Annotated in this window: 20 protein-coding genes and 1 pseudogene; 8 read left to right on the top strand and 13 right to left on the bottom strand. The window is 73.9% G+C overall.

What is annotated here, in order from left to right:
* Window positions 1-122: 122 nt before the first annotated feature.
* A complete protein-coding gene (locus tag BLU82_RS02500; RefSeq protein WP_092625332.1) occupies window positions 123-908 on the bottom strand; it encodes a tryptophan 2,3-dioxygenase family protein in 786 nt (261 codons plus the stop codon).
* A 49-nt stretch (window positions 909-957) separates the two neighbouring features.
* On the opposite strand from BLU82_RS02500, the gene BLU82_RS02495 reads away from it, so the two are divergent.
* Window positions 958-1,452: a DUF2505 domain-containing protein gene (locus BLU82_RS02495; RefSeq protein ID WP_092615163.1), complete on the top strand. Its 495-nt coding sequence runs from the start codon at window positions 958-960 to the stop codon at window positions 1,450-1,452.
* Between the two features lie 204 nt (window positions 1,453-1,656).
* Here the strand turns inward: BLU82_RS02495 and BLU82_RS02490 are convergent, their stop codons facing one another.
* From BLU82_RS02490 to BLU82_RS02480, 3 genes and pseudogenes are all read right to left on the bottom strand, one after another.
* On the bottom strand, window positions 1,657-2,238 hold the full coding sequence (locus tag BLU82_RS02490; RefSeq protein ID WP_157740486.1) for a hypothetical protein: 582 nt from the start codon (window positions 2,236-2,238) through the stop codon (window positions 1,657-1,659).
* Between the two features lie 30 nt (window positions 2,239-2,268).
* Window positions 2,269-2,502: pseudogene (locus tag BLU82_RS36240) on the bottom strand (1-pyrroline-5-carboxylate dehydrogenase); the annotation flags it as partial.
* 7 nt (window positions 2,503-2,509) lie between these two features.
* Window positions 2,510-3,502 carry a patatin-like phospholipase family protein gene (locus BLU82_RS02480; RefSeq protein ID WP_092615157.1) on the bottom strand — a complete coding sequence of 331 codons (993 nt, stop codon included), beginning with the start codon at window positions 3,500-3,502 and terminating at the stop codon, window positions 2,510-2,512.
* Between the two features lie 480 nt (window positions 3,503-3,982).
* Here BLU82_RS02480 and BLU82_RS36235 point away from each other — a divergent pair, with 480 nt between their 5' ends.
* Window positions 3,983-4,711, top strand: coding sequence for an Rv3235 family protein (locus tag BLU82_RS36235; RefSeq protein WP_370246273.1), 729 nt, complete (start codon window positions 3,983-3,985; stop codon window positions 4,709-4,711).
* On the opposite strand, the gene BLU82_RS02465 is transcribed toward BLU82_RS36235, so the two are convergent.
* The gene (locus tag BLU82_RS02465; protein WP_157740485.1) at window positions 4,672-5,652 is read right to left on the bottom strand and encodes an SGNH/GDSL hydrolase family protein; all 981 of its coding nucleotides are present in this window, start codon (window positions 5,650-5,652) and stop codon (window positions 4,672-4,674) included. The two genes, BLU82_RS36235 and BLU82_RS02465, sit on opposite strands and share 40 nt — an antisense overlap.
* 338 nt (window positions 5,653-5,990) lie before the next feature.
* Complete coding sequence (secA, locus tag BLU82_RS02460; RefSeq protein ID WP_092615145.1) at window positions 5,991-8,900, bottom strand: preprotein translocase subunit SecA; 2,910 nt, start codon at window positions 8,898-8,900, stop codon at window positions 5,991-5,993.
* Between the two features lie 149 nt (window positions 8,901-9,049).
* On the opposite strand from secA, the gene BLU82_RS02455 reads away from it, so the two are divergent.
* Window positions 9,050-10,210 (top strand): GNAT family N-acetyltransferase, encoded by a 1,161-nt coding sequence (locus tag BLU82_RS02455; RefSeq protein WP_172885513.1) that lies wholly within the window; start codon window positions 9,050-9,052, stop codon window positions 10,208-10,210.
* Window positions 10,211-10,471: 261 nt separating this feature from the next.
* Here the strand turns inward: BLU82_RS02455 and BLU82_RS02450 are convergent, their stop codons facing one another.
* The 6 genes from BLU82_RS02450 to mtrA form a co-directional block, all read right to left on the bottom strand.
* Window positions 10,472-11,686 (bottom strand): winged helix-turn-helix domain-containing protein, encoded by a 1,215-nt coding sequence (locus BLU82_RS02450; RefSeq protein ID WP_092615139.1) that lies wholly within the window; start codon window positions 11,684-11,686, stop codon window positions 10,472-10,474.
* Between the two features lie 93 nt (window positions 11,687-11,779).
* A complete protein-coding gene (gene hpf / locus BLU82_RS02445) occupies window positions 11,780-12,412 on the bottom strand; it encodes a ribosome hibernation-promoting factor, HPF/YfiA family (protein WP_069110388.1) in 633 nt (210 codons plus the stop codon).
* A 186-nt stretch (window positions 12,413-12,598) separates the two neighbouring features.
* On the bottom strand, window positions 12,599-13,933 hold the full coding sequence (locus BLU82_RS33940) for a ComF family protein (protein ID WP_157740484.1): 1,335 nt from the start codon (window positions 13,931-13,933) through the stop codon (window positions 12,599-12,601).
* A gap of 106 nt (window positions 13,934-14,039) precedes the next feature.
* Window positions 14,040-15,788 carry an LpqB family beta-propeller domain-containing protein gene (locus tag BLU82_RS02435; RefSeq protein WP_092615133.1) on the bottom strand — a complete coding sequence of 583 codons (1,749 nt, stop codon included), beginning with the start codon at window positions 15,786-15,788 and terminating at the stop codon, window positions 14,040-14,042.
* Window positions 15,781-17,607, bottom strand: a complete 1,827-nt coding sequence (mtrB, locus tag BLU82_RS02430) for an MtrAB system histidine kinase MtrB (protein ID WP_197682687.1) — start codon at window positions 17,605-17,607, stop codon at window positions 15,781-15,783. Before mtrB ends, BLU82_RS02435 begins: the two co-directional genes overlap by 8 nt.
* A gap of 4 nt (window positions 17,608-17,611) precedes the next feature.
* A complete protein-coding gene (gene mtrA, locus BLU82_RS02425) occupies window positions 17,612-18,289 on the bottom strand; it encodes an MtrAB system response regulator MtrA (RefSeq protein ID WP_046769651.1) in 678 nt (225 codons plus the stop codon).
* A 239-nt stretch (window positions 18,290-18,528) separates the two neighbouring features.
* Between mtrA and BLU82_RS02420 the strand changes: the two genes are divergently transcribed.
* Genes BLU82_RS02420 through BLU82_RS02400 form a run of 5 tightly spaced genes read left to right on the top strand, consistent with a single transcriptional unit; the run spans window position 18,529 to window position 24,209 of the window.
* Window positions 18,529-20,046, top strand: a complete 1,518-nt coding sequence (locus BLU82_RS02420) for a hypothetical protein (protein WP_092615130.1) — start codon at window positions 18,529-18,531, stop codon at window positions 20,044-20,046.
* Complete coding sequence (locus tag BLU82_RS34635) at window positions 20,043-20,708, top strand: DUF4129 domain-containing protein (protein WP_092615127.1); 666 nt, start codon at window positions 20,043-20,045, stop codon at window positions 20,706-20,708. The genes BLU82_RS02420 and BLU82_RS34635 overlap by 4 nt, the downstream gene beginning before the upstream one ends.
* The gene (locus tag BLU82_RS34630; RefSeq protein ID WP_092615124.1) at window positions 20,705-21,934 is read left to right on the top strand and encodes a DUF4350 domain-containing protein; all 1,230 of its coding nucleotides are present in this window, start codon (window positions 20,705-20,707) and stop codon (window positions 21,932-21,934) included. The genes BLU82_RS34635 and BLU82_RS34630 overlap by 4 nt, the downstream gene beginning before the upstream one ends.
* On the top strand, window positions 21,931-22,914 hold the full coding sequence (locus BLU82_RS02405) for a MoxR family ATPase (protein WP_231947690.1): 984 nt from the start codon (window positions 21,931-21,933) through the stop codon (window positions 22,912-22,914). Before BLU82_RS34630 ends, BLU82_RS02405 begins: the two co-directional genes overlap by 4 nt.
* Complete coding sequence (locus tag BLU82_RS02400) at window positions 22,914-24,209, top strand: DUF58 domain-containing protein (protein ID WP_092615121.1); 1,296 nt, start codon at window positions 22,914-22,916, stop codon at window positions 24,207-24,209. Before BLU82_RS02405 ends, BLU82_RS02400 begins: the two co-directional genes overlap by 1 nt.
* Here BLU82_RS02400 and BLU82_RS02395 read toward each other — a convergent pair.
* Window positions 24,206-25,207: a stage II sporulation protein M gene (locus tag BLU82_RS02395; protein ID WP_092615118.1), complete on the bottom strand. Its 1,002-nt coding sequence runs from the start codon at window positions 25,205-25,207 to the stop codon at window positions 24,206-24,208. The two genes, BLU82_RS02400 and BLU82_RS02395, sit on opposite strands and share 4 nt — an antisense overlap.
* Between the last annotated feature and the right edge of the window lie 215 nt (window positions 25,208-25,422).

Here is a 25,422-nt window from a genome sequence, read left to right as displayed (position 1 = left end):
TAACCCCCAGAACGAGACTCCGCACGTCGTTGTACGGAACCTCTCAGAACATTAGTAGCTCGCCGCGGCGCCCGCTCGCCGGGTCCGAATGTCATGATCATCGAGGGCGGGCGCCGAGCGGGTCAGAGCCAGGAACGCAGCTCCCAGAGCAGCGGGTAGTAGCGGAAATCGAGGCGGCTGCGCAGGTAGGAGGCGCCGGACGAGCCGCCGGTGCCGGTTTTCGTCCCGATCATCCGTTCCACCATCGTGACGTGCCGGGCCCGCCAGCCGGCGGCGAGCTCGTCGTGCGACATCAGACCCTCCGCCAGCTCCCAGACGTCACCGAACGCGCCGCGATCGTGCGCCGCGGTCCGCAGCGACGCGCTGATCTCGTCGTCCGTGCCGGCGGGGAGGTCGTGGGCGCGCAGCGCCGCCAGGAACGCGTCCCACAGCGTCGGCTCGTCCAGCCGGCGCCGCAGCCGAGCCGACTCGTCCTCCGTCAGGCCGCGGAACCGGCGCAGGAACGCCGCGTCCTTCGCGCCCGAGATGAACTCCAGCTCGCGGAACTGCACCGACTGGAAGCCGCTGGCCGGCGCCAGCCGGGCCCGGAACTCCAGGAAGTCCTGCGGGGTCATCGTCTCCAGGACGCCGACCTGCTCGATCAGGATCCGTTCGATCTCGTGCACCCGGTTCAGCAGGTGCCGGGCCCACCACAGGCGGTCGTCGAACATCGCCTGCCGGGCCGCCTCCAGCTCGTGCAGCAGTTGCTTGAACCACAGCTCGTAGACCTGGTGGATGGTGATGAACAGCAGCTCATCGTGAGCATCGGTCTCGAGTCGCTGCTGGTCGAGCAGCTGCGCGAGACGCAGGTAGGTGCCGTAGCTGAGCCGGGCACCGTCCTCGCCGAACTGTGCGGACGGAGGACTCATCTCCTTGTCGGTGGTCACCTCGCCAGCGTATGGGTCAGGATGTGGAGCCATGGACCTGAACAGCGAGCTGCGTTTCGACGCCGATCCGGCAGCGGTCTTCGCGATGCTGACCGACGAGGCCTACATCGAGAAGAAGACCATGGCCGCCAACGCGATCCGGCACCAGGCCTCCGTCCGCCGCGACGGCGACCGCGTCACCATCGACCTCCTGCGCGTCATGCCCCCCGACGTCCCCGACTTCGTCCGCCGCTTCGTCGGCGAGACGATCGACATCAAGCAGCGCGACACCTGGGGACCGGCGGCGGCGGACGGCTCGCGTGACGGCAGCATCGAGCTGGAGATGTCCGGCGCACCGGTCCGCGCCACGGGCACCATGCGGCTGGCCGGGAACGGCGCCTCGACCGTGCTGACGATCAAGGCCCTGCTGAAGGCGTCGGTGCCGCTGGTCGGCGGGAAGATCGAGCAGGCGGTGCACCAGGGTCTGATGCACGCGGTCAAGGTCGAGGAACGCGTCGGCAACGACTGGCTCGCCGGGACGCGCTGAGCTGGGGGACGCTGCGACGAGCGCGCGGGGTCGGGGCACGCTGACGCCCCGGCCCGGCGTACGGTGCGGCCGTCCGGCGCACGTGACGTCGGGTCGGCGGACGGCGCGGGCGGACAGGCGTGTCAGACGACCGGTCGCCCGGCCGTCTTCACGAGCACCTCAGCGGAGTTGACGCCGATTCCGTCAAATCCGAAAGAGAGCAGCTCAGCGGCCGGGTACGCCGCCGTCGAGGGCGCGCAGCGACACGTTGCGCTCGGCGGCGCCGGCCCGGCGCCCCGGCTGCCGCGGCGCGGGCGCCTCGGCGGCCGCTGCCGGCGCGGCGTCGGTCGACTCGCGCTCGAGCAGCGCCTCGGCCAGCTCGGCCGGGCCCGTGACGGCCATGGCCAGCGCGCGGCCGAGGTCGTCGCGGTCGATGGGCTCCTCGGCGGTGCGACGCAGCCGGTCGGACAGGTCGATGACCTTGTCGGCCGTGCCGAGCGTCGCCCGCGCCGCCATGAGGTGACCCCGCTGCAGCGGCCGGCCGGCGATCATCAGCGCCAGCGCCTCGGCGGTGTCGCTCCAGTCGGACGCCGGCGCCTGCTCCCCGATGAGCCCGGCCACCCCGGCCATCACCCGGTCGGACGCGGCGACGAGGCGCTCGGCCGTCTCGCTGTCGCTGTCGAGGGAGGCCAGCCGCAGTGCTACCGCGGTGACCAGTGCGCCGTCGGCGGGACTCCGACGGGGCTGGGACAGCAGTCGCACCGCTCGTGCGACGTACGGCCTGGTCGACAGCCGGTCATCCATCACGCTTGACACCTCGTGTTCTCATCTCTCGGCTCACCCGTGTGCGGGCACTCGTGCGCATTGCAGCGGGGCGAACGGCTCCGTCACGGCGCGAGCGCTCGTCCACCGTAGAAGATTCTGCACCGAACCCGCCTTGTCATTCGTCCCACTGGCCCGACTTCCCCCGAATGGCTGCCGCCCGGCGACCGCTCCGGTGGGATTGTCGTCGACCTCAACGCTACCGGCTGCGAAGCGTATCGCCTCCGTGGTATGAACGACAGCCGTACGCCCCGCCTCATCCGGCTTCGGCCGCGTCGGCCCAGGATCGGCGCTGGGTCAGTGCCTCCTCCGACGTCCGCAGCGAGGTCTCGAGCACGGCCATGCGCCGGCCGGTGTCCATGACGTTCGCGCCGATCGCGACGAGGTCCTCCGGGCCGGGGCCGAGGATCGTCACGGCGGTGCCCGCGGCCTCCAGCTTCGCCGCCTCGCGCAGGCAGCGGCGGGTGCAACGTCGCCGCCAGCGGCGCTCCAGCCGGGGCAGTAGCGCCCGCGGATGGTCCAGCTCGAACGACACCATCGGCGCGACGACGTAGACCTCGTCCAGGCCGAGCCCGCCGAGCAGGTCGACCGACGTGGCCGAGCAGGTGCCGCCGTCGACGTAGCGGTGGCCGCCGATCACCACGGGCGCGAACCAGCCCGGGATGGCGCACGACGCCATGACGGCCTGCGGGAGCGACGCCCGCGGCTCACCGGCCCGGCCGAACGGCACCCGTCGGCCGGTCTCGTAGTCCATCGCGACGATCCAGACGCCCGAGTGCGGCGACCACCCGGCGTCCGGTCCCGTGACCGCGTCGACGAGGTCGCCGACGCCGTCCAGCGAGCCGCGGCCGACCGGCATCAGCGCCGACAGGACGGCGGTGGGCGGCATGCGGCGCAGCCTGCGGACGTTGCGGCGGACCAGCGCCGGCGAGCCGACCCCGAAGCGGGGCAACTGCGGACGCGAGCCGCCGGTCGCGGTCTCGTAGTCCCAGGTGTGGTCGGACAGCGGGCCGTCGATCGGATTGCCCAGCTGGTGGTCGCGCAACTGCTCGGCGTCGACCCCGGCGCCGAGCAGCGCGGCGAGCACCGAGCCCGCGGACGTGCCCAGGATGTAGTCGAACGACCGGAGGTCGGCACCGGTCGATTCCTCGATGGCGCTCAGCGCGCCGACCATCCACGCCGCGCCCAGGACCCCGCCGCCGCCGAGCACCAGCCCCCGCCGCGGCCCGTTGTGACGAATGGCCTCCATTTGTTGATTCTCCTGCAACAAGCTGGTTCGTGCCACGCATCAATGGTCGGAATGTGACAGAGCCGGGTTTGCCCGACCCCGTTCAGCGGTTGCCCGTTCACCGTTTCCGGGCCTCCCAGAGGTTGCCCGTTTGCCCGTTCCAGCCGCGGGTCTGCCCGACTGCGCGATCCCGTTGACCCCGTCCGCGCCCGGCGGTTTCGATGCTCGTGACGCCGATGTCCGCCCAAGTCAGGAGGCCGCGATGACCGCCACGTCCGCACCGCCCGAGCCGTACGTGAGCCGGGTGCGCCTGCTGCCGGTCCCGGTCACCGAGCCGCCCTACGACGACGAACTGGGCGTCGTCGTGACCCGGGGCGAGCGGCGGACGGCGGACGTGGGGGCGGGTGCGGGGACGAGGGCGGGGCGGCGGTCCAGGGGACACTTCCGCTCGACCTCGACGCCGTCTTCGAGGACCAGCTGCGCCCCGTCGGGGTCGGCGCGGTGGTGGTCGCGGACAGCCTGTGGCTGCGCTACCCCGGCCCCGAGTCGCCTCGAGCGCCCCGGGAGCTGCCCCGCGACGGCGCCGCCGGCCACGCCCACGCCGCCGATCCAGCCGCAGCCGGGCCACGACCCGCCACCCGAGCCGTGACCGCCACCGGACCAGGACCCGCGACCCGGACCACAGCCGCCCCCACCGCCGCAGCCGTCGCGGCAGCCGGACCAGGACCCGCGGCCCGGGCTGGGAAGACACCAACGACCCGAACGACGACCGCTGCTGACGAGCTGCCGGATCCGCGTCGCTGGACCGCTCGGCTGGCCCAGTCGGCGCTCGAGTGCCTGCACGGCCGCCGTCCGCTGCAGCAGCTGGTCCGGTGGACCGCCGAGTCCGTCTACCGCGACCTCAGCCGCCGGGCGGTCGCGCTGGAGGAGGCGCCCGCCGTGCGGCCGCGGATCCGGGCGCTGCGGGTCTGCCGCGTCACACCTGGAGTGGCCGAGGCGAGCGTCGTCGCGCAGGTCGGGGAGGTGGCGCGGGCCGTAGCGGTGCGTCTCGAAGCCGATGACGGGCGGTGGTTGTGCACGGCCTTCGACATCGCCGAGCCGAGCCCGGCCCGCCGCGGCACACGCCGCGGAGCCGCCCGCGGAGCCGCCCCCGGCGCCGCGTCCAACGGCGCCAGGGGCGGCACCAAGGGTCAGCGGGCCGCCCAGGCCTCCTCGAACGCGTCCGCGTAGCCCGCCTGGCCGTTCACCGTCGGATGGAAGGAGTCACGCACGAATGACGACGCGACGTCCCACTGCGGCTGGTACGGCGAGGCGCTCGCCGTACCCGGCTCGTCCGCCGCCGACCACGAGATCTTCAGGCCGTAGAGCCAGTCACCGGGCCCGTTGGCGCACGCCTCGTGTCCGTCGAATCCGGCTGCCACCTCGTCCGACGCCGACTCGACGCCGGCGTCGGCGGCGGCGGCGTCGATGACGTCGTTGAGCAGGACGCCGAGGCGGCGGATCATCTGCCGCTCGGAGTCGGACAGCAGGCCGGTCAGTGCCGGGCAGTCGCTGCGCACGGCGGGGTCGGGGACGAGCATCGGATACCCGCCGACGATCACCTCGTCGCCGGGCGCTGCCGCCTGCACGGCGTCGTAGAGCTGCACGAGCGGCTGGTGCAGGCTGGTGATCAACGTGGCCAGCTCGGCCTCGCGCCGGGTGCACGACAGGAACGAGACCAGGCAGTTGACCAGCTCGTCGGCGAAGCCCGCGTCGTTGCCGCCGACCGTGACCGTGATCAGCCGGTCGCCGGCGCCGGGGATCGCCTCCAGTTGCCGCACCTGCTGCGTCACCTCCGCGATCCGTGCGCCGGAGCAGGCCAGCAGCGTCCGGTCGGACACCGCGTCGCCGAAGATCAGGTTGTTCCACGCCCGCGGCGTTCGGTCGCAGTCGTCGAGATAGCCGCCGGCACCGAGGCCCGACGAGTAGGAGTCGCCCAGCGTGATGACGGCCGACGGCGTGTCCGCCGCGTCCGTCGTCTCCGCCGCCGACGCGTCCGCCGCCGCGCCGAGGGCCGCCCCTATCAGCACGACGGCCGCCACGCAGAGCGTGACGGCCGTTCTGGCGATGGAGCGAGGGGATCGTTGCGGGTGCTGGGTGGTCTGGTGGTGGGTGGTCGAGGTGTGGGTCATGAGCACTGCGCGGCCGGTCAGGGCCGCTCCTCCCATCCGCCGTCCGGGGATTATGACACCCGGCATCACCGAGCGTCACAGTGGACGATAGCGGACGGATGCCGTATGCGGGACACATTCCCGCCAACAACGGACGACGGAATCAGCACTGCGGCATGACAACGCGCCTGAACGCGCGTGACCCGTTCAGCGAAGCGCCTGCCGGACGGCACCCGGCAGCGGCAGCGGCGCGCCGGCAGGGGCGGCTGCCGCGGTGAGACGGCGGCGCGACGGCGGCAGCGGTGAGACGGCAAGCGGCCGCCGGCAGGACGCCGGCGGCCGCTCGACCGGGGATCAGCTCAGTTGGCCGACTGCTCCGAGTTCTGCGCCGCGTGCCGCGGGTCGCCGTGGCAGCGCTTGAACTTCTTGCCCGAGCCGCACGGGCACAGCGCGTTGCGCGACACGTTGCTGAAGTCGAGCTCGCCGTCGGCAGCGGCGGCGTGCGAGCCGCGCTCGCCGTTGGCTCCGGACGCCACGACGGGGCCCGCCCCGGCCGCACCAGCACCGGCCGAGCCGACCCCAGCGCCACCAGCGCCGGCCTGCTGCCGCGCCGCCGGGCGGACCTGCTCGACCCGCCGCTGCACCGCGCCGTCACCGTCGACGGTGGGCGCGGTGTACTGCAGCTGCTGCGGCCGCTGCATGCCGCCGAGCCCCTTGGCCTGCACGACCGGCGCGCCGGGAGCGGTGGGCGCCGCGGCGCCGTCGCCCGGAGCCTGCACCTGGACCTCGAGGTTGAACACCAGGCCGACGGACTCTTCCTTGATGGCGTCCATCATGGCGACGAAGAGGTCGAAGCCCTCGCGCTGGTACTCGACCAGCGGCTGCTTCTGGGCGAACGCCCGCAGGCCGATGCCCTCGCGCAGGTAGTCCATCTCGTACAGGTGCTCGCGCCACTTGCGGTCGAGCACGGTGAGCAGGACCCGGCGCTCGAGCTCGCGCATGACCTCGACGCCCAGGCTCTCCTCGCGACGGGCGAGCGCGGCGCGCGCGTCGTCGACCAGCCGCTCGGTCAGGCTCGCCGGGGTGAGCGCGTTGCGGCCGCCGGCCTCCTGCTCGACCTCCTCGACGGTGACGCCGACCGGGTACAGCGTCTTCAGCGCCGTCCACAGCTGGTCCATGTCCCAGTGCTCGGGGTAGTTGCCGGCCGTGGCGCCCTGGACGTACGCGGTGACGGCGTCGTCGAGCATGCCAGTGGCCTGCTCGTGGAGGTCTTCGCCGTGCAGGACGCGGGCGCGCTCGTCGTAGATGACCATGCGCTGGCGGTTGAGGACGTCGTCGTACTTCAGGACGTCCTTGCGCATCTCGAAGTTCTGCGCCTCGCGCTGCGTCTGCGCGCTCTTGACGGCGTTGCTGACGCGCTTGTGCGAGATGGGGACGTCGTCGGGCTGGTTGAACGTCCGCATGATCATCTCGACCCACTCGCTCTTGAACAACCGCATGAGGTCGTCCTGCAGCGACAGGTAGAAACGCGACTCACCGGGGTCGCCCTGACGGCCGGAGCGGCCGCGCAGCTGGTTGTCGATGCGGCGCGACTCGTGCCGCTCGGTGCCGAGCACGTACAGCCCGCCGAGCGCGCGGACCTCCTCGCGCTCGGCCGACACCTGGGCGTCGAGCTTCTCGAGGATGGCGATCTCGGCCGCGTTGTACTCGTCGGCGTTCTCGACGGGGTCGAGGCCGCGCTGCTTGAGCTCGGCCTGCGCCATGAACTCGTGGTTGCCGCCCAGCATGATGTCGGTACCGCGACCGGCCATGTTGGTGGCGACGGTGACGGCGCCCTTCCGGCCCGCCTGCGCGACGATGGCGGCCTCGCGATCGTGCTGCTTGGCGTTGAGGACCTCGTGCGGGACGCCGCGCTTGCGCAGCAGCTGCGACAGCCGCTCGGACTTCTCGACGCTGGTGGTGCCGACGAGCACCGGCTGGCCCTTCTGGTGCCGCTCGACGAGGTCCTCGACGACGGCGTCGAACTTGGCCTCTTCGGTGCGGTAGATCTCGTCGTCCTGGTCGATGCGCGCCAGCGGGCGGTTCGGCGGGATGGGCACGACGCCGAGGTTGTAGATCTTGTCGAACTCGGCGGCCTCGGTCATGGCCGTACCGGTCATGCCGGAGAGCTTGTCGTAGAGGCGGAAGAAGTTCTGCAGGGTGATGGTCGCCAGGGTCTGGTTCTCCTGCTTGATCTCCACCCCTTCCTTCGCCTCGATGGCCTGGTGCATGCCCTCGTTGTAGCGGCGCCCGCCCAGGATGCGGCCGGTGTGCTCGTCGACGATGAGCACCTCGCCCTCCTTGACGACGTACTCCTTGTCGCGCCGGTACAGCTCCTTGGCCTTGATGGAGTTGTTGAGGTACTGGATGAGCGGCGTGTTGGCGCTCTCGTACAGGTTGTCGATGCCCAGCCAGTCCTCGACCCGCTCGATGCCGGGCTCGAGGACGCCGACCGTGCGCTTCTTCTCGTCGACCTCATAGTCGGTGTCGCGGCGCAGGCGCTGCGCGACCTTCGCGAACTCGGTGTACCAGCGCGTCGGCTGGTCGGCCGGGCCGGAGATGATCAGCGGGGTGCGGGCCTCGTCGATGAGGATGGAGTCGACCTCGTCGACGATGGCGTAGTGGTGGCCGCGCTGCACCTGGTCCTCGACCCGCTGCGCCATGTTGTCGCGCAGGTAGTCGAAGCCGAACTCGTTGTTCGTGCCGTACGTGATGTCGGCGCCGTAGGCCTCGCGGCGCTGAGCCGGCGTGAGGCCGTTGAGGATGATGCCGACCTCGAGACCCAGGAAGCGGTGGATGCGGCCCATCCACTCGGCGTGGTAGCGAGCCAGGTAGTCGTTGACGGTGACGACGTGCACGCCCTTGCCCGTGAGCGCGTTGAGGTACGACGGCAGAGTGGCGACCAGCGTCTTGCCCTCACCGGTCTTCATCTCGGCGATGTTGCCGAGGTGCAGCGCCGCGCCACCCATGATCTGGACGTCGTACGGCCGCTGGCCGATGACCCGGCGGGCCGCCTCGCGCACCGTCGCGAATGCCTCCGGCAGCAGCGCGTCGAGCTCTTCACCGGCTTCGAGACGCGTGCGGAACTCGTCGGTCATGCTGCGCAGATCGTCGTCGCTCATCGAGGTGAAGTCGTCCTCGATGCTGTTCACCTGTTTGACGATCCCCTCGAGCTTCTTGAGGATCTTGCCTTCGCCGGCACGGAGAATCTTGTCGAGCAGAACAGGCACGCGGGGTCAACTCCTATGCAGCGGGCTTGGGCGTTGGTCGCGCCCGGTGGCTCCGGGGAGGTACAGAGGCTCGTCGACCCATGGTACGTCGGGTCACGGAAAAGATAACGACTCGACCTCGAAGCGCGGCAGCGGGCAGGATGCAGGACGTGCAACCGTTCGAGCTCCGCGCAGAGCGCCTCCTGCTCGCGGTGCCGGTGGCCGCCGACATCGAGCGCATCACCGAGCTGTGCCAGGACCCCGAGATCCAGCGCTGGACCACGCTGCCCTCCCCGTACACGCACGACCACGCCAAGAGCTTCGTCGAGGACGCCGTCCGCCGCGGCTGGGAGACCGAGCAGGACCTCGTCTGGGCCATCCGCTCGCCGGAGGACCGGCGGATCCACGGCGTCATCGGGCTGCGCTCGCACGGCGACGGCGCCGCCGAGGTGGGCTACTGGGTGGGCTCCGAGGCCCGCGGCGACCGGCTGGTGTCGCGGGCGGTCCGGCTGGTGGCCGAGTACGCCTTCGCCGACGTCGGGCTGGGGCTGACGCACCTGCGCTGGCGGGCCATCGTCGGCAACTGGGCGTCGCGGCGGGTCGCGTGGGCGTGCGGGTTCCGGATCGAGGGCCTGATCCGCGGCGGCAACGCCCAGCGCGGCGTCCGTCGCGACACCTGGGTCGGGACGCTGATGGCCGGCGAGCCGATGCGCCCGGTGTCGCCGTGGCTGGACGTCCCGACGCTGCGCGGCTCGCGGGTGGCGCTGCGCCGCTTCGCCGACTCCGACGCCGCCGCCGTCGTCGAAGCCTGCAACGACCCCGTCACGCAGCACTGGCTGGGCGGGCTGCCGTCGCCGTACACGCGCGACATCGCACGTGCCTACATCCGCGACCGTGAGGAGGAGGCGGCCGCGGGGCGGGGTGTGCACTGGGCGGCGGCGCTACCGGAGGGCGGGCCGGCTATCGGGGCGTTCTCGCTGATGGGCCTGCTGACGCACGACGGCGGGGCGGAGATCGGGTACTGGGTGCACCCCGCGGCGCGGGGCCGTGGCGTGGCGACAGAGGCGGTCGGGCTGATGGCGCGGCACGCGTTCGCTCCGGTGCCGTCGGGCGGGCTGGGCCTGCGCCGGCTGGTGATCGCGCACGTGACCGGCAACGACGGGTCGCGCAAGGTGATCGAGCGGGCCGGCTTCCGTCCCTACGGCGTCGAGCGGGCCGGCGACCGGATCCGCGGCGGGACCGTCCTCGACCTGCACTGGTACGACCTCCTCTCGGACGACCCGCTGCCGCGGTCCTCGGGTTCGCTGCCGCCGGACGAGCCGCTGCTCTGACGCGCGCACCGACAACGCGACGCCGTCCTACGGCCCCTGCTGCCGGGCGGCGACCGGTCGCCGCGCGAGCAGCGGCAGCCGCGGGAGACGGCCGCGCGGAACTCCCCCTGCACCGGCGCCATTCGCCGGCTCGCCGAGCAGGAGCGCCGCCGGCGCCATTCGCCGGCTCGCCGAGCAGGAGTGCCGCCGAGGCCAGGCGGCAGCGACCCGGCGGGAAGGCGGCCGGTGCGCGGGCGGCCGTCGGGCGGGGTGGGTTCGAGGTCAGCCGGCGCGGTCGAGGGCCTCCTGGAGTGGGGTGGCGATGTCGCCGCGACCGGTGGTCGTCACGCCGGAGAGGCCGAGCCAGCCGGCCAGCGACACCAGCTCGTCGGCCAGTTCGTCGGGGGTGTCGGCCGGTGAGCCGGGCTCGCCCCACGCCGACTGCACCAGCAGCACGCCGGCCTGGCGGTCGGCCTTGAGGTCGACCCGGGCCACCAGCTCGTCGCCGAGCAGGAACGGCAGCACGTAGTAGCCGTGCACACGTTTCTCGGGCGGGACGTAGATCTCCAGCCGGTACCGGAACCCGAACAGCGCCTCGGTGCGGGCGCGTTCCCAGATGAGGGAGTCGAACGGGCTCAGCAGCGCCCGGGCGTCGACCCGGCGGGGCACGCGGGCGTCGCGGTGGAGGTAGGCCGGGCGTTTCCAGCCGTCGACGGTGACCGGCAGCAGCTCGCCGCCGTCGACCAGCTCGGCGATGGCCGCCTTCGCACCGGCGACGGGCAGGCGGAAGTAGTCGCGCAGGCACTGCTCGGACCCGACGCCGTGGGCCCGGGCGGCGATGCGGACCAGCTCGCGATGCGACTCCTCGGGCGTCGGCGTCGGCACCGAGAGCACGTCGCGGTGCAGGACCCGTTCCGGGATGTCGTACAGCCGGGCGAACGCGCCGTTGCGGCCGGCCGCCGTGATCTCGCCGGCCCAGAACAGGTACTCGAGCGCCGTCTTGACCTCGGACCAGTTCCAGCCCCAGTTGCTCTTGTCTTTGGGCGCGTCGTGCTCGATCTCGCCGGACGTGACCGGGCCGAGCCGCTTCACCTCGTCGAGCACCCAGGCGACGAACTCGGGCTTCTCCTGCGCCAGCCGCCGGATGCCGCCCCAGGCGAGCTCGTCGGCCCGGGCCATGCGCGAGCGCAGGTACGGCTGCGTGCGCACCGGCAGCAGCGACGCCTCGTGCGCCCAGTACTCGAACAGCATGCGCGGCGAGCGGTTCGCCGCGCGATCGACCTCGGCGCGCGGATAGGGGCCGAGGCGGCTGAAGAACGGCAGGTAGTGCGAGCGCGAGAGCACGTTGACGGAGTCGATCTGCACCACGCCGACGCGGTCGACGACGCGGCGGACGGCGCGCCGGTCGGGGCTCGGCGGGCGGGGGTCGGCGAACCCCTGGGCCGCGAGCGCCACCCGCCGGGCGGCCGCGTTCGTCAACCTCTCTCGTCTGGCCATGTCGCGAAGTTATCAGCGGGCACCGACAGGGTCGGGGCCGTGCGGACGCGCATCGGCGCGCCCTCCGAGGAGGACGCGCCGATGCGGTGGACGTCAGACGTCGAGGCGGATGACGCCGTAGTCGTAGCCGCGGCGCCGGTAGACGACGCTCGGCATCTTGGACTCGGCGTCGACGTAGAGGTAGAAGTCGTGGCCGACCAGTTCCATCTCGTAGAGCGCTTGGTCGAGCGTCATGGGCTCGGCCCGGTGGGTCTTCTCGCGGACCACCATGGGGCCGGAGTCGGGGACGGCGTAGGCGTCCGGCGGCTCCTCGACCGCGGTGGCCGCCTTCGCGGCGGGGGCGGGCGTCGGCTGCGCGGGGATGGCGGCGCCGTCGAGCCCGGCGGTGGCCGCGGCGACGGAGATCGGCGTGCGGCTGCCGCGGTGGACGCGCCGGCGGTCGGCCGCCTTGCGAAGCCGGGCGACGAGCTTGTCGGTGGCGAGATCGAGCGCGGCGTACCGGTCGGCGGCGGCCGCCTCGGCCCGGATGACCGGGCCCTTGGAGTGCAAGGTCAGTTCAACCCGTTCGGACTGGTCGGTCTGTCGAGGGTTGGCCTCGGCCGTGATCTCGACGTCCACTCGGATGACCTTGTGAGCGATCTTGTCGAGTTTGGAGAGCTTCTCCGCGACATGGTTGCGGAACCGCTCCGGCACGGTCGTGTGACGGCCCTTGATGACGATATCCACTCGAAACCTCCCGGTCGTGTGGGGTCTGACGGTCGAGCGGCACCCACACGCTCAAGTCACCGGGGTTCGCACCCGGCCTTCCTCGTGGGGTCGAGGATCGACAATGGGTGCCATGAACAAACGTTAGCCGTTCGTCGCCTTTCGTACACGTGGAACCCGTTGATTTCTGCTCCGCCGAGGCCGACGTCACACCACCGCGACGACCGCCGCCGCGCACGGGCGCACGCCGGCGGCCTCGAGCGCTCGGGCGCTCTCGCGCAGCGTGGCTCCGGTCGTCATGACGTCGTCGACGATGACGACGCAGCAGCCGGTGGCGCGACGGGTCGCGGCAGCCGTGGCGACGAGGGAGCCGTGCAGGTTGTGCTCGCGTTCGTGGCGGTCGAGGCCGGCTTGGTCGGCGACCCGGCGGCCGTGGCGGAGGCAGCGGACGACGGTGGCGCGCTGGCCGGAACGCTGGAGGGTGGCGGCGGCCCGGCGGGCGGATCGGAGGACGGGGTCGTGGCCGCGGTGTCGGACGGCGGAGGGTGCGGACGGGACCGGGACGAGGGCGATGGGGCGGTCACCGTGGGTGGCGTGCCCGGTGGCGGCGTTGCCGAGGACGACGGGGTCGGGGTTCTGGTGGGCGAGGGGTGCGTTGGCGCGGGCGAGGGCGCCGCGGGTGGCGGGATCGAGGGGCGGGGCGGCGCCCTGGATGGCGGCGAGGTGGGTGGCGGCGCGGTCGGCGACGGCGCGGTCGGCGACGGCGTCGGGGGTGGAAGCGGCGAGCTGGGCGGTGGCGGCGGTGATCGCGACCGCGAGGGCGTCGCCGAGGGGTGCGGCCAGGGGTAGGCGGCCGCGCTCCTTGTGCTCGATGATCGCGGCGCGGACGGCACCGGCGTAGGCGGCGGCTCCGGCCAGCGGGAGGTCGGGGCGGCCGGGGATCGTCCGGACTCGCGCTTCCGGGCCGAGCAACGCCGCGCGACAGGGTGGGCAGAGCAGGCCGGCGTGCTCGCCGCAGCCGGCGCACGTGCTGCCGAGGGCGAGGTCGGCCGCCGCGTGCCCGAGGCGGGTAACCGTATGTCGGAGGCGCACGAGCGCGGGCCGCACGGCGGCACGGCGTGGCCCGGCAGGACGAGAAGGGCCGACCCGGGCGGCGGCGTGGCTGCCCCGGGTGACCTCGGCAGGGCTGCCCCGGGTGACCTCGGCACGACTGCCCCGGCTGGCCTCGGCACGACTGCCCCGGCTGGCCTCGGCACGACTGCCCCGGCTGGCCTCGGCACGACTGCCCCGGCTGGCCTCGGCACGACTGCCCCGGCTGGCCTCGGCACGACTGCCCCGGCTGGCCTCGGCGTGCTCGACCCGGGTGGCGGTGGCGTGGCTCGCCCGGGTGGCGGTGGCGTGGCTGGGCCGGGCGGCGGCCACGGTATGGCCGTCCCAGGCGACTGCGTCGATGGGGCCCTCCGGTTGGCTGACCCGGGTGGCGACGCGGGCAGCATTCACGGGCTTGTCGGTGGGGGCGGCGTTGCGGCTGTAAATGATCATGGAACCAGCATGCACCATGGGTCCGACAGGGTCGCCTGGATAACGCCCGCGCCCAGCTGATGGACGTGCTGAGCGGGCGCGGGTGCGAGAGCGGGAACAGGCAGCGTCAGCCGGGGTAGGCAGGGCTGCGGCCGGGCCCGATCTCCGTCCACGCGTTGCTCGACCGCTGTACGTACAGCACGCCGTCACCGGACTCCAGCACGACGGGCAGTCCGGCCGCCGCGCCGACGTGGGCGGCGTCGCCGGCGGGGAGGCCGCCGCGGGGAAGTGTCTCCTGGCCGGAGAGGGCGGCGTAGTAGGGCTCGACCGTCGTCTCGCCGGCGTTGGACTCGGTCTCCAGCAGGATGACGACGGTGTCGGCGGCGCTCCAGGACGGGCTGGTCGAGCTCCAGGCGACGTCGCGGGCGAGGCCGGTGGGGCCGATGGGCTGGGGCTGGTCGATGCGGATCGTCGCGTCGCTGTCGGCGTCGCGGATGATGTTGGCGACCATGGCCAGGCCGCCGGCGACGAGGGCGAGGCGGGTGCCGTCGGGTGAGACTGCGAGGTGGTCGACGTGCTGGTCGGTGAGCTCGGGTGCGGTGACGGCGACGGGCTGGCCGTCGGGGCGGGCGACCACGATGCCGGGGGCGGGGGCGCCGGCGTCGACGGCCCAGATGAGGCCGGTGCGGTCCCAGGCGGGCGAGGCGAGGGAGGTGCCGGTGAGCAGCGTCTCCAGCGGCTCGTCCTCGCCGAACGAGGCGGCCTGGATGGCGGTGCGGTCGGCGTTGATCACGACGCCGCGGTTGGCGGCGAGGTTGACGGCCACCTCGCGCGCCTCGGCCTGCTCGCCCAGTGGGCCGGGGACGGGCGTCAGCTCGCCGTCCGACACCGACACCACGCCGGTCTCGCCGATGGCGTAGAGCGGCGTGCCGGACGGCAGCACGGACGGGTCGTACGAGCTCAGCGGCGGCTCCTGCGGCGACATCGGGTCGCCGGAGATCAGCGGCAGCTTGTCGGCCAGCACCTCGACCTTCTCGACCTCGGGCAGCACGCCGAGCGTCCACGCCAGCTGCGCGACCATGCGCTCGCGCTCCTCGGGTCCGGCCAGCGCGGCGCCCGCGCCCAGCTCGACGGTGGCGACGCCGTCGCGGACGGGGACGGCGTCGATGGCGAGCTCCGCGTCGGGGCGGAACGCCGTGGCGACGGCGGGCCCCAGCCACTCCGTCGGGCCGGCGAGCACCTTGCGGGCCAGCAGCGTCGCCGTGGCGTCGTTGGCGGTGCGCGGCAGGTAGACGACGTCGGGCACCAGCACCTCGAAGCCCGGGTCGAAGAAGTAGATGTTGCGGGCCTGGTACTCGCGCTCGAAGCTGAAGTCGGAGACGAGGATGCCCGGCGGCGGGTTGGCGATGCGCCACTCGCCGTCGACCTGGTCGAGCTGCAGGTCGAACTCGTGCGGCAGCTGGCCGTCGCCCTCGCTGAACGCGCCGTCGGCGCGGACCTCCCCGCGCGGCGTCGTCTTCACGTGGACGACGTTGTCGCTGAGCTGCTGGGTGTCGGGCTTGGGCTCGTAGTACACGCCGACGCGGGCGTACGGGTCCCACTCCGCGCCGGCCTCCTCGGTGAGGTACTCGCGAGCGGTCTCGTAACCGGGCTGGTAGGACGCCATGGCCTCGATGAAGCCGTCGACGATCTCCTTCGGCGTCATGCCGGGCTGCGGCGGCGCCTCGATGACCTCGATGTAGCGGCTCTGGTCGTCGGCCTGCGGTCCGACGGCGCCCGCGTCGACGACCGGGCCGGACGTCGGGATCTCGCTGCACCCGGCGACGACGGCCGCGGCGGCCAGCACGGCGACGGTGACGGCGGCGCGGCTACCCATGCCGCACCTCCTCCGCCGACGCCGAGGGCGACGTCGACGGCGCCGACGACGACGGCGTGACCTCGGGCGGCGCCGCGGACGAGACCGGCGACAGGCCGTCGTCGGGCTCGTCGGCGGACGGCAGCAGCCGGCGGTAGGGCGACCCGATGGCGCTGGCGTCCGTCAGCCCGCCGTCGCCCACGTCGCCCGGGACGAGGGCCAGCGGCGACGAGCGCAGGTCGTCGCCGGCCAGTCGAGGCAGCGTGAGCCGGAACTGCGACCCCTCGCCCGGCTCGCCCCACGCCTGCAGCCAGCCGCCGTGCAGCCGGGCGTCCTCCAGTGCGATGGACAGCCCGAGGCCGGTGCCGCCGGTGGTCCGCGCCCGGGCCGGGTCGGCCCGCCAGAACCGGTGGAAGACCAGCGACGACTCCCCCGGCTTCAGGCCGACGCCGTGGTCGCGGACGGTGACGGCGACGGCGTGGTCGTCGGCGGCGACGGTGATGCGGACGTCGTGGCCCTCACCGTGCTCGACGGCGTTGACGACGAGGTTGCGGACGATGCGCTCGATGCGCCGGGCGTCGATCTCGGCCATCGCCGGTTCGACCGGCACGTCGACGACCAGCTCGCTGCCCTTCTCGACGGCCAGCGGCGTGGCGGCGTCGACCACCTTGTGCACGACGTCGCGGACGTCGTACCGCTCGGCGTTGAGCGCGGCGGCGCCGGCGTCGAACCGGCTGATCTCGAGCAGGTCGGTGAGCAGCGCCTCGAACCGGTCCAGCTGGGCCTGCAGCAGCTCGACGGAGCGTTCGACGGTGGGGTCGAACTGGCCGCGCGACTCGTACAGGACGTCGGCGGCCATGCGCACCGTGGTCAGCGGCGTGCGCAGCTCGTGCGAGACGTCGGAGACGAACTGCTGCTGCATGCGCGAGAGGTCCTCGAGCTGGCCGATCTGGTGCTGCAGGCTGGCCGCCATCTGGTTGAAGCTCATCGCCAGCCGGGCGAGGTCGTCGCGGCCGCGGACGGCCATGCGTTCGGCGAGGTTGCCGGCCGAGAACCGCTCGGCGATGCGCGCCGCCAGCCGGACGGGTGTCACGACCTGCCGCGCGACCAGCCAGGCCAGCGCGCACAGCAGCACGATCAGCAGCACGCCGGCCGTCGTCAGCGCCGTCAGGACGAGGTCGACGGTCTGCTGCTGCTCGGTCAGCGGGAACAGGTAGTACAGCTCGTAGTCGCCGCCGTAGGGGTCGGTGATCTGCCCGCCGACGGCCAGGCCCGCTACCTCGCGGCCGTCGAGGTAGCGGATGGACGTGTACGTGCGGAAGATCCGCTCCTCGTCGGCGACGCGGTCGCGCAGCGAGCCGGGAACGCTGAGCGGGCTGACGCCGGAGCGGTAGGTGCGCGCCCCCTCGCCGCCGAGCACGACGATCTCGTACAGCGGGTCGCTCGCGGCGGACGTGTTGCCGCTGGCCGCGAGCGTCTCGACGATGCTGGTCAGCGTCTGCCGCAGCTCATCGGGCGGCGCGTCGGACACCGCGAGCGTGCGCTGGGCGCTGTCGACGCCCGCGGCGGCGTCGGCGACGGCGGCATCGGCGTGTGCCCGCAGCAGGCCGTCGGTGATCTGCCGCGACAGCGTGACGCCCAGCAGCGACACGACGACCAGCGACAACGCCAGCGTCGCCGTGATGACGCGCAGCTGGATCGAGCGCCGCCAGGCGCCCCGGACCAGCCGCCACGGTCGCATCGACCACTGGGCCAGGCGCGGCAGGAACCGCGACAGCGCGTCGGCTCCCGCCCCCGCCGCTGCCGCCCCCGCGTCGTCCCCGCCGACGGGACCGATCATCCGCTCACCCAGGTCCGGCCTTGTACCCCACACCACGGACGGTCACGACGATCTCGGGTCGTTCGGGGTCGTGCTCGATCTTGGAGCGCAGCCGCTGCACGTGCACGTTGACCAGGCGGGTGTCGGTGGCGTGGCGGTAGCCCCACACCTTCTCGAGCAGCTCCTCGCGGGTGAACACCTGCCATGGGCGGCGGGCCAGGCAGGCGAGGAGGTCGAATTCCAGCGGCGTCAGCGAGATCGGCTGGCCGTCGCGTTTGACCGAGTGACCGGCGACGTCGATGACGACGTCACCGACCTGCAGGGTCTCGGGCTTGGGGTCGTCGGTGCGGCGCAACCGGGCCCGCACGCGGGCGACCAGTTCCTTGGGCTTGAACGGCTTGACGACGTAGTCGTCGGCGCCGGACTCGAGGCCCACGACGATGTCGACGGTGTCGCTCTTGGCGGTCAGCATGACGATGGGCACGCCGGACTCGGCGCGGATCTCCTTGCACACGTCGATGCCGTCGCGGCCGGGCAGCATGAGATCGAGCAGCACGAGGTCGGGCTTGAACTCACGGAACGCCGGCAGAACGTCGTCGCCGCGGGTGATGATGGCGTGCTCGTACCCCTCGCCACGCAGCACAATCCCTAGCATCTCCGCCAACGCTGTGTCGTCGTCGACGATGAGCACACGTCCCTTCATGTCCATATCGTGACACCGAAGAGGCCTCAGAGTGAAAAAGTCGCTCGCCAGCGTGCCGCCGGACGCGCCGGTGGCTCGTCTGAGCAGAGGCCGCCGGACGTGACAGGATTGAGGTGAGACCGGCGGGTCCGCGGGGGTTCGCGGGCGCGCGACGGCGACGGCCAGAGCGCCCAGGGGGCGTGCGGAGCATGCGCCGGATCGGCCCGCGACGGCCGTCCGGCGCCGAAGAAGGGAGCCCGATGTCCGGGATCGCGGGGGCGCCTCCGCCGGACGACGACGCGGCGCGCGAGGACGACGCGACGCGCGGCGGCCACGCGCCCGCCCCGGACGGCGCCGATCCGGTGGCCCCGCCCGCACCGGTGGTCCCGCCCGCGCCGCCGCCGTATCCGGGCTGGTCGCCGCAGCAGCCGGGGTTCCCGGCGGGTGGTCCGGGCCGGCCGGGCAGCGACCCCGGCGTGCCGAGCGGCGGACAGGGCGGCGGCTCCGGCGAACAGGGCGGTCAGGGCGACCAGAGCGCTCAGGACAGCGGCTGGAACGCCGGCGGCTGGGGTCCGGGCGGCGGCTGGGACCAGTCCCCGCAGGGCTGGCAGCGGCCGACCGCCGAACAGAAGGGCGGTTGGGACCGTCCCGGCGGCCCCACCTACACCGGCCCGCCCAGCGCGGGCCAGCCCGGCGCCGGCCAACCAGGCCAGGGCCCAGCCTACGGCGAGCCCCGCCAGGGCCAGCCGGGCTACGGCGCCTGGTCGAACGGCCCGGGACCGGGCTGGCGGGCGCCCGACGTGAAGCCGGGCGTCATCCCGCTGCGCCCGCTGGGCGTCACGGAGATCCTCGACGGCGCCATCACGACCATCCGCCGCAACCTCGCCGCCATGCTCGGCCTGTCCGCGGTCGTGGCGGCGACGACGCAGATCCTCTCGTCGGCGCTGCTGGCGTGGGTGTTCGGCGAGACCATCACCCAGCCCGACCTCGGCATGACCGAGGCCGAGACGTTCGACGCGCTGGCTCGGGGCATCCCGGCGGCGCTGATCGGCTGGCTGGTCACCGTCGTCGTGACGGTGTTCCTGACCGGGGTGCTGACGGTGGTGGTGGGGCAGGCGGTACTGGGCCGCGACCTCAGCATCGGGCAGGCGTGGCGCGAGTCGAAGGGCCGGCTGCCGCGGCTACTGGGGCTGACCTTCCTGTACACGCTGATCTACTTCAGCCCGGCCATCGCGGTGCTGCTGGCGGCCCTGGGGCTGGCGGCCGTCGGCGGCACGGCCGCGGCGGCGCTGGTCGTGCTGCTGGGGGTCGCGGCGGTCCCGGTGACGATCTGGCTGTACGTGCGCTACGCGCTGTCGACGCCGGCGCTCATGCTGGAGACGACGACGGCCGACGGCGCGACGCGGCCGATCCGGGTGGTCGAGTCGCTGCGGCGGTCGGCGACGCTGGTGAAGACGTCGTGGTGGCGGGTGTTCGCCATCCTGCTCCTGATCCTGTTCATCACGTTCCTGATCGGGCAGGTCGTGGCGGTGCCGTTCGGCGTGCCGTCCATGCTCGGCACCAACGCCGCCGACGACCCCGTCACCTGGTACGTGCTGAACACGCTGGCCGGCATGATCTCGGCGACCATCACGGCGCCGTTCGCGGCGGCGGCCACGGCGCTGCTGTACATCGACCGGCGCATCCGGCGCGAGGGCCTCGACATCGAGCTCGCCCGCGCGGCCGGCGTCGACCTGCACGGACGCGGCGGCAGCGGAGCGCCTCCGGGATCGCCGTGATCGTGGCGTCGATCCCGGTCGACCTCGGCCGCGACGAGGCGCGCGAGCTCGCCCGGCAGGAGCTCGCGAGGCCGTTCTACGAGCGCGACACCCCGATCGTGACGCGCGTGCTGCGCTGGCTCGCCGAGCAGCTGGAGCGGATCATCGAGGCGGCGAGCGGCACGCTGTCCAGCCAGCTGGGGCTGGCCATCGTGGTCGCCATCGCGGTCGGGTTCGCGGCCCTGGTGATCCTCCGGACCGGGCCACTGGCCAAGCGCAACGCCGCCCGCTCCGGCGCCGTCCTGCCCGGCCGCCGGCGCAGCGCCGCCGAGTACCGCGCCGCCGCCGACGCCGCCGCCGGGCGCGGCGACTGGCCGGCCGCCGTCGTCGAGCGGTTCCGCGCCGTCGTCGCCGGGCTGGAGGAGCGCGGGGTCCTCGACCCGCGGGCCGGCCGCACGGCGGACGAGGCGGCCCGCGAGGCCACGACGCTGCTCGGCGAGCTCCCGCGGCCGGCCGGCGGCATGCACGCGGGCGCCCGGCTGTTCGACGGCGTCCGCTACGGCGGGGCGGCGGCGACGCAGGCCGACGACCTGCTGTTGCGCGAGCTCGACGACGCCGTTGCCGCGGCGCGGCCCCGGCCCGAGCCGGCCGCCGGCGGACCCGTCCTGGCGGTGCCCCGGTGAGCTCGACGACCACCACGCCGCCCGAGTCGCGGCCGCTCGACCCCACCAGCGCCGAGCATTGGCGTCGCTGGCGCCGTCCGCTCGCGGTCGTGGCGTTCCTGCTGGTCACAGCGGTCGTCCTGGGCATCGTGCAGAGTCAGGCCGGCCGCGGCTACCTCGACCCCGAGGGCGTCGACAATCCGGGAGCGCGGGCGCTGGCCACGCTGCTGGCCGAGCAGGGCGTCGACATCACGTCCGTGCGCGGCAACGAAGACGCCGTCGCGGCCGCGGGCCCCGACGACACCGTGCTGGTGACGGTGCCCGACCTGCTGACGACCGACCAGATCGACCGCCTCGTCGACACCGGCGCGCGACTGGTGCTGGTGGCGCCCGAGCTGCGGGTACCCGACTACGCGCCCGGGCTGACCGCCGTGCTGGTCGACGCGCCCGGCACGGTGGAGCCCGGCTGCGCGCTGCCGGTCGCCGAGCGGGCCGGGTCGGCGCGGCTGGGCGGGTTCGGCTTCAGCGGCGAGCTCAGCCGGTCCGAGGGCGCCGCCTGCTACACCGTCGACGGCGAGCCGGCGCTGGCGGTCTCGTCGACGGAGAGCGGCGGCCAGGTGGTGCTGCTCGGCACCGCCGAACCCCTGACGAACGAGTATCTCGACGACGACGGCAACGCGGCGCTGGCTCTGGGGCTGCTCGGCGAAACGCGGCGGCTGATCTGGTACCGCCCCATCCCCGAGCAGGGCACCGACGCCCCGGCCGCGTTCACCGACGAGCTGCCCGGCTGGGTGCGGGCCGGCGCCTGGCAGCTGGCGATCGCCGTGGCGCTGGCTGCCGTGTGGCGGGCGCGGCGGCTGGGCCGGCTGGTCACCGAGCCGCTGCCGGTCGTCGTCCGGGCCAGCGAGACGACGGAGGGACGGGCCCGGCTGTACCGTCGCGGCCGGTCCCGCGAGCACGCCGCCGGGCTGCTCAGGGCGGCCGCGATCCGCCGGCTGGCCGCGTCCGCCCGGCTGCCCGGCCAGACCGGCGAGGCCGGGCCCGACGCCGTCGGCGCCCTGGCCGCGACGCTCGCCGCCCGCACCGGCCGGCCCGCCGCGGAGATCGCCGCGCTGCTGGCCGGCCCGCCGCCGGCCGACGACGCCGCCCTGGTGCGGCTGGCCGCCGACCTCGACGACCTGGAGAATGCCGGTGTCCCCCGGGCCACCGGCGCCTCGCCCACCGGAAAGGATCCCCGTCCATCGTGACGTTCTCGGCGCAGTCCCCCGCACCCACGTCCGACGCCGCCCGCGCGGCGCTGACCAGCGTCCGCGAGGAGGTCGCGAAGGCCGTCGTCGGGCAGGACGCCGTGGTGAGCGGCCTGGTCATCGGGCTGCTCTGCCGCGGTCACGTGCTCCTCGAGGGCGTGCCCGGCGTCGCGAAGACGCTCCTGGTCCGGGCGCTCGCGGCGACGCTGCGGGTCGAGACGAAGCGGGTGCAGTTCACCCCCGACCTCATGCCCGGCGACATCACCGGCTCGCTCGTCTACGACGCGCGCACGGCGGAGTTCTCCTTCGTCGAGGGCCCGGTCTTCACGAACCTGCTGCTCGCCGACGAGATCAACCGGACGCCGCCGAAGACGCAGGCCGCGCTGCTGGAGGCGATGGAGGAGCGGCAGGTCTCCGTCGACGGCCGGCCGCGGCCGCTGCCCGACCCGTTCCTCGTCGCCGCCACCCAGAACCCGGTCGAGTACGAGGGCACCTACCCGCTGCCCGAGGCGCAACTCGACCGCTTCCTGCTCAAGCTCACCGTCACGGTGTCCGAGCGCGACGACGAGATCGCGGTGCTGCGCCGGCACGCCGACGGTTTCGACCCGCGCGACCTCGCGGCCGCCGGCGTCCAGGCGGTGGCCGGCCCGGACGACCTCGCGGCCGCGCGCGAGGCCGTCGCCGCCGTCCGGGTCGAGCCCGACGTGCTCGGCTACGTCGTCGACGTCTGCCGGGCCACCCGCACGTCGCCGTCGGTGCAGCTGGGCGTCTCGCCGCGTGGTGCGACGGCGCTGCTCAAGACGGCGCGCGCGTGGGCCTGGCTGTCCGGGCGCGGGTACGTGACGCCCGACGACGTCAAGGCGCTGGCCCGGCCGACGCTGCGGCACCGGCTGTCGCTACGGCCGGAGGCCGAGATGGAGGGCGTCACCGCCGACTCCGTGCTCGAGACGGTCCTGGCCACGGTCCCCGTCCCGCGCTGATGGTCCTGACGGGGCGGGTCGCGGCGCTGGCGGCCATCGGCGCGGTGGTCGTGGCGGCCGCGGCGCCGTCGTGGGCCGGCATCGTGGGCGTGACGGGGGTCGTGCTGGCGCTCGCGCTGGCCGACGTCGCGCTGGCCGGGTCGCCGCGCGCGCTGCGGCTGTCCCGCGACGGCGACCACACGGCGCGGCTGGGCACGACGGCGACGGTGCGGCTGAGCGTGCGCAACGACGGCCGCCGCCGGGTCCGCGGGCTGCTGCGCGACGCCTGGCCGCCGTCCGCGGGCGCCGTCGCCGACCGCATCGCCGTCGACCTCCCAGCCGGTGCGCGGCGGCTGGTCGAGACGTCGTTGCGGCCGACCAGGCGCGGCGACCGCACCGCCGACCGCGTGACGGTGCGCAGCCTCGGCCCGCTCGGGCTGGCGGGACGGCAGGGCTCGCACGCCGTCCCGTGGACCGTCCGGGTGCTGCCACCGTTCCGGGCCCGCCGGCACCTGCCGTCGCGGCTGGCCCGGCTGCGCGAGATCGACGGCCGGTCCGCGGTGCGCATCCGCGGCCAGGGCACCGAGTTCGACTCGCTGCGCGAGTACGTCCGCGGCGACGACGTCCGCTCCATCGACTGGCGCGCGACCGCCCGGCACGGCGGCGTCGTCGTGCGGACGTGGCGGCCCGAGCGCGACCGGCACGTGCTGATCGTCCTCGACACCGGCCGGACGTCCGCGGGACGGGTCGGCGACGAGCCCCGGCTGGACGCCGCCATCGACACCGCGCTGCTGCTCGGCGCGCTGGCCGCGCGCGCCGGCGACCGCGTCGACCTGCTCGCGTACGACCGCCAGGTCCGCGCCGACGTCGCGCGGCTGGACGCCACCGACCTGCTGCGGCGCATGGTCGGCGCGCTGGCGGTGCTGGAGCCGGAGCTGCTCGAGACCGACTACCGGCAGCTCACCGCCGAGATCCTGAGCCGGGCGGGGCAACACGCGCTGGTCGTCATCGTTACCGGGCTCGACTCCAGCGCCGTCGAGCTGGGGCTGCTGCCGGTGCTCGGACGGCTGACCCGGCGGCACACCGTCATGGTCGCGTCGGTGGCCGACCCCCGGCTGGCCGAGTTGGCCGCCGGCCGGGGCGACTCCGACGCCGTCTACGCCGCTGCCGCCGCCGAACACGACCGCCTCGCCCGCGCCCAACTGGCCGAGCTGCTCGGCCGCCGCGGCGCCCACGTCGTCGACCAGCCGCCGGCCGACCTCCCGCCCGCCGTCGCCGACGCCTACCTGGAGCTCAAGGCGACCGGACGGCTCTAACCCGCCACCGGGAGGGTGTCGGCGCGGGCGTCGCGGTCGATGTCGCCGACCTCGCCGGCCAGCACCGCGCGCCGTCCGTACACCCACACGTAGGCGAGGAACAACGCCTCCGCGAGCACCCCGATGGCGATGCGCGCCCACGTCGGCAGGCCCGACGGCGTCACGAACGCCTCGATGACGCCGGACACCAGCAGCACGCAGGCCAGCCCGAGCGCCATGCCGAGCGTCGCCCGTCCGGTCTCGGCCAGCGCCTCGCCGCGTCCGCGCGGACCCGGATCGACGACCGTCCAGCCCAGCCGCAACCCGGCCCCCGCGGCGACGAACACCGCCGTCAGCTCCAGCAGGCCGTGCGGCGTGATCAGGCCGAAGAACACGTCCAGGCGGCCGGCCGCCGCCATCAACCCGGCCGACGCGGCCACGTTGACGGCGTTCATCCACAGCACGTACACGACCGGGATGCCGAGGAAGACGCCGAGCGCGAGGCAGGCCGCCGCCACCCAGGCGTTGTTCACCCACACGCGGGCGGCGAACGAGCCGGCCGGGTTCGCCGAGTAGTAGTCCTCGAAGTCGTGCTCGACCAGCTGCCTGATCTGCTCCGGCGCGCCGATGGTCGCCTGAACCGCCGGGTTCGCGGCGACCCACCAGGCGACCGCGACAGAGACGACGGCGAAGGCGAGCGCCGCGCCGATCCACCAGCGCCGGTTGAGGTACACGGCCGCCGGGAAGCCGACAGTGAGGAACCGGACGACGTCGCGCCAGCCGGGGTCGTGGGCGCCGGCGATGGCCGTGCGAGCCCGCGCCACCAGCGACGACAGCCGTCCGAGCAGGACGGGGTCGGGCGCGGCCGAGCGCAGCGTGGACAGGTGCGTGGACGCCGCGCGGTACAACGCGACCAGCTCGTCGGCCTCGGGCCCGGTGAGCCGGCCGCGGCGGCGGACCAGCCGCTCGAGGCGGTCCCACTCGTCGCGGTGCGCCGCGACGAACGCGTCGAGGTCCACCTGCCGTCCCTTCACGCGCCGACTCCGAGCCCGTGTCCGAGACTAGGGCATCGCTCTCGACGAGGAGGACCGCGATGCTCGACGGCGACGGTGTCACCGCAGCCGAGGAAGCGGCCGACCGCCTGCTCGTGCGGGCCGGCGAACTGGACGTCGCCGGGCTCGCGGCGCGGCTGCCCGGCGTGGGCGGGACCGGCGCCACGGGCCGCGGGCCGCGG

Source organism: Jiangella sp. DSM 45060, from assembly GCF_900105175.1.
Classification (GTDB): Bacteria; Actinomycetota; Actinomycetes; order Jiangellales; family Jiangellaceae; genus Jiangella.
This window is presented reverse-complemented; position numbering and strand designations above follow the sequence as displayed.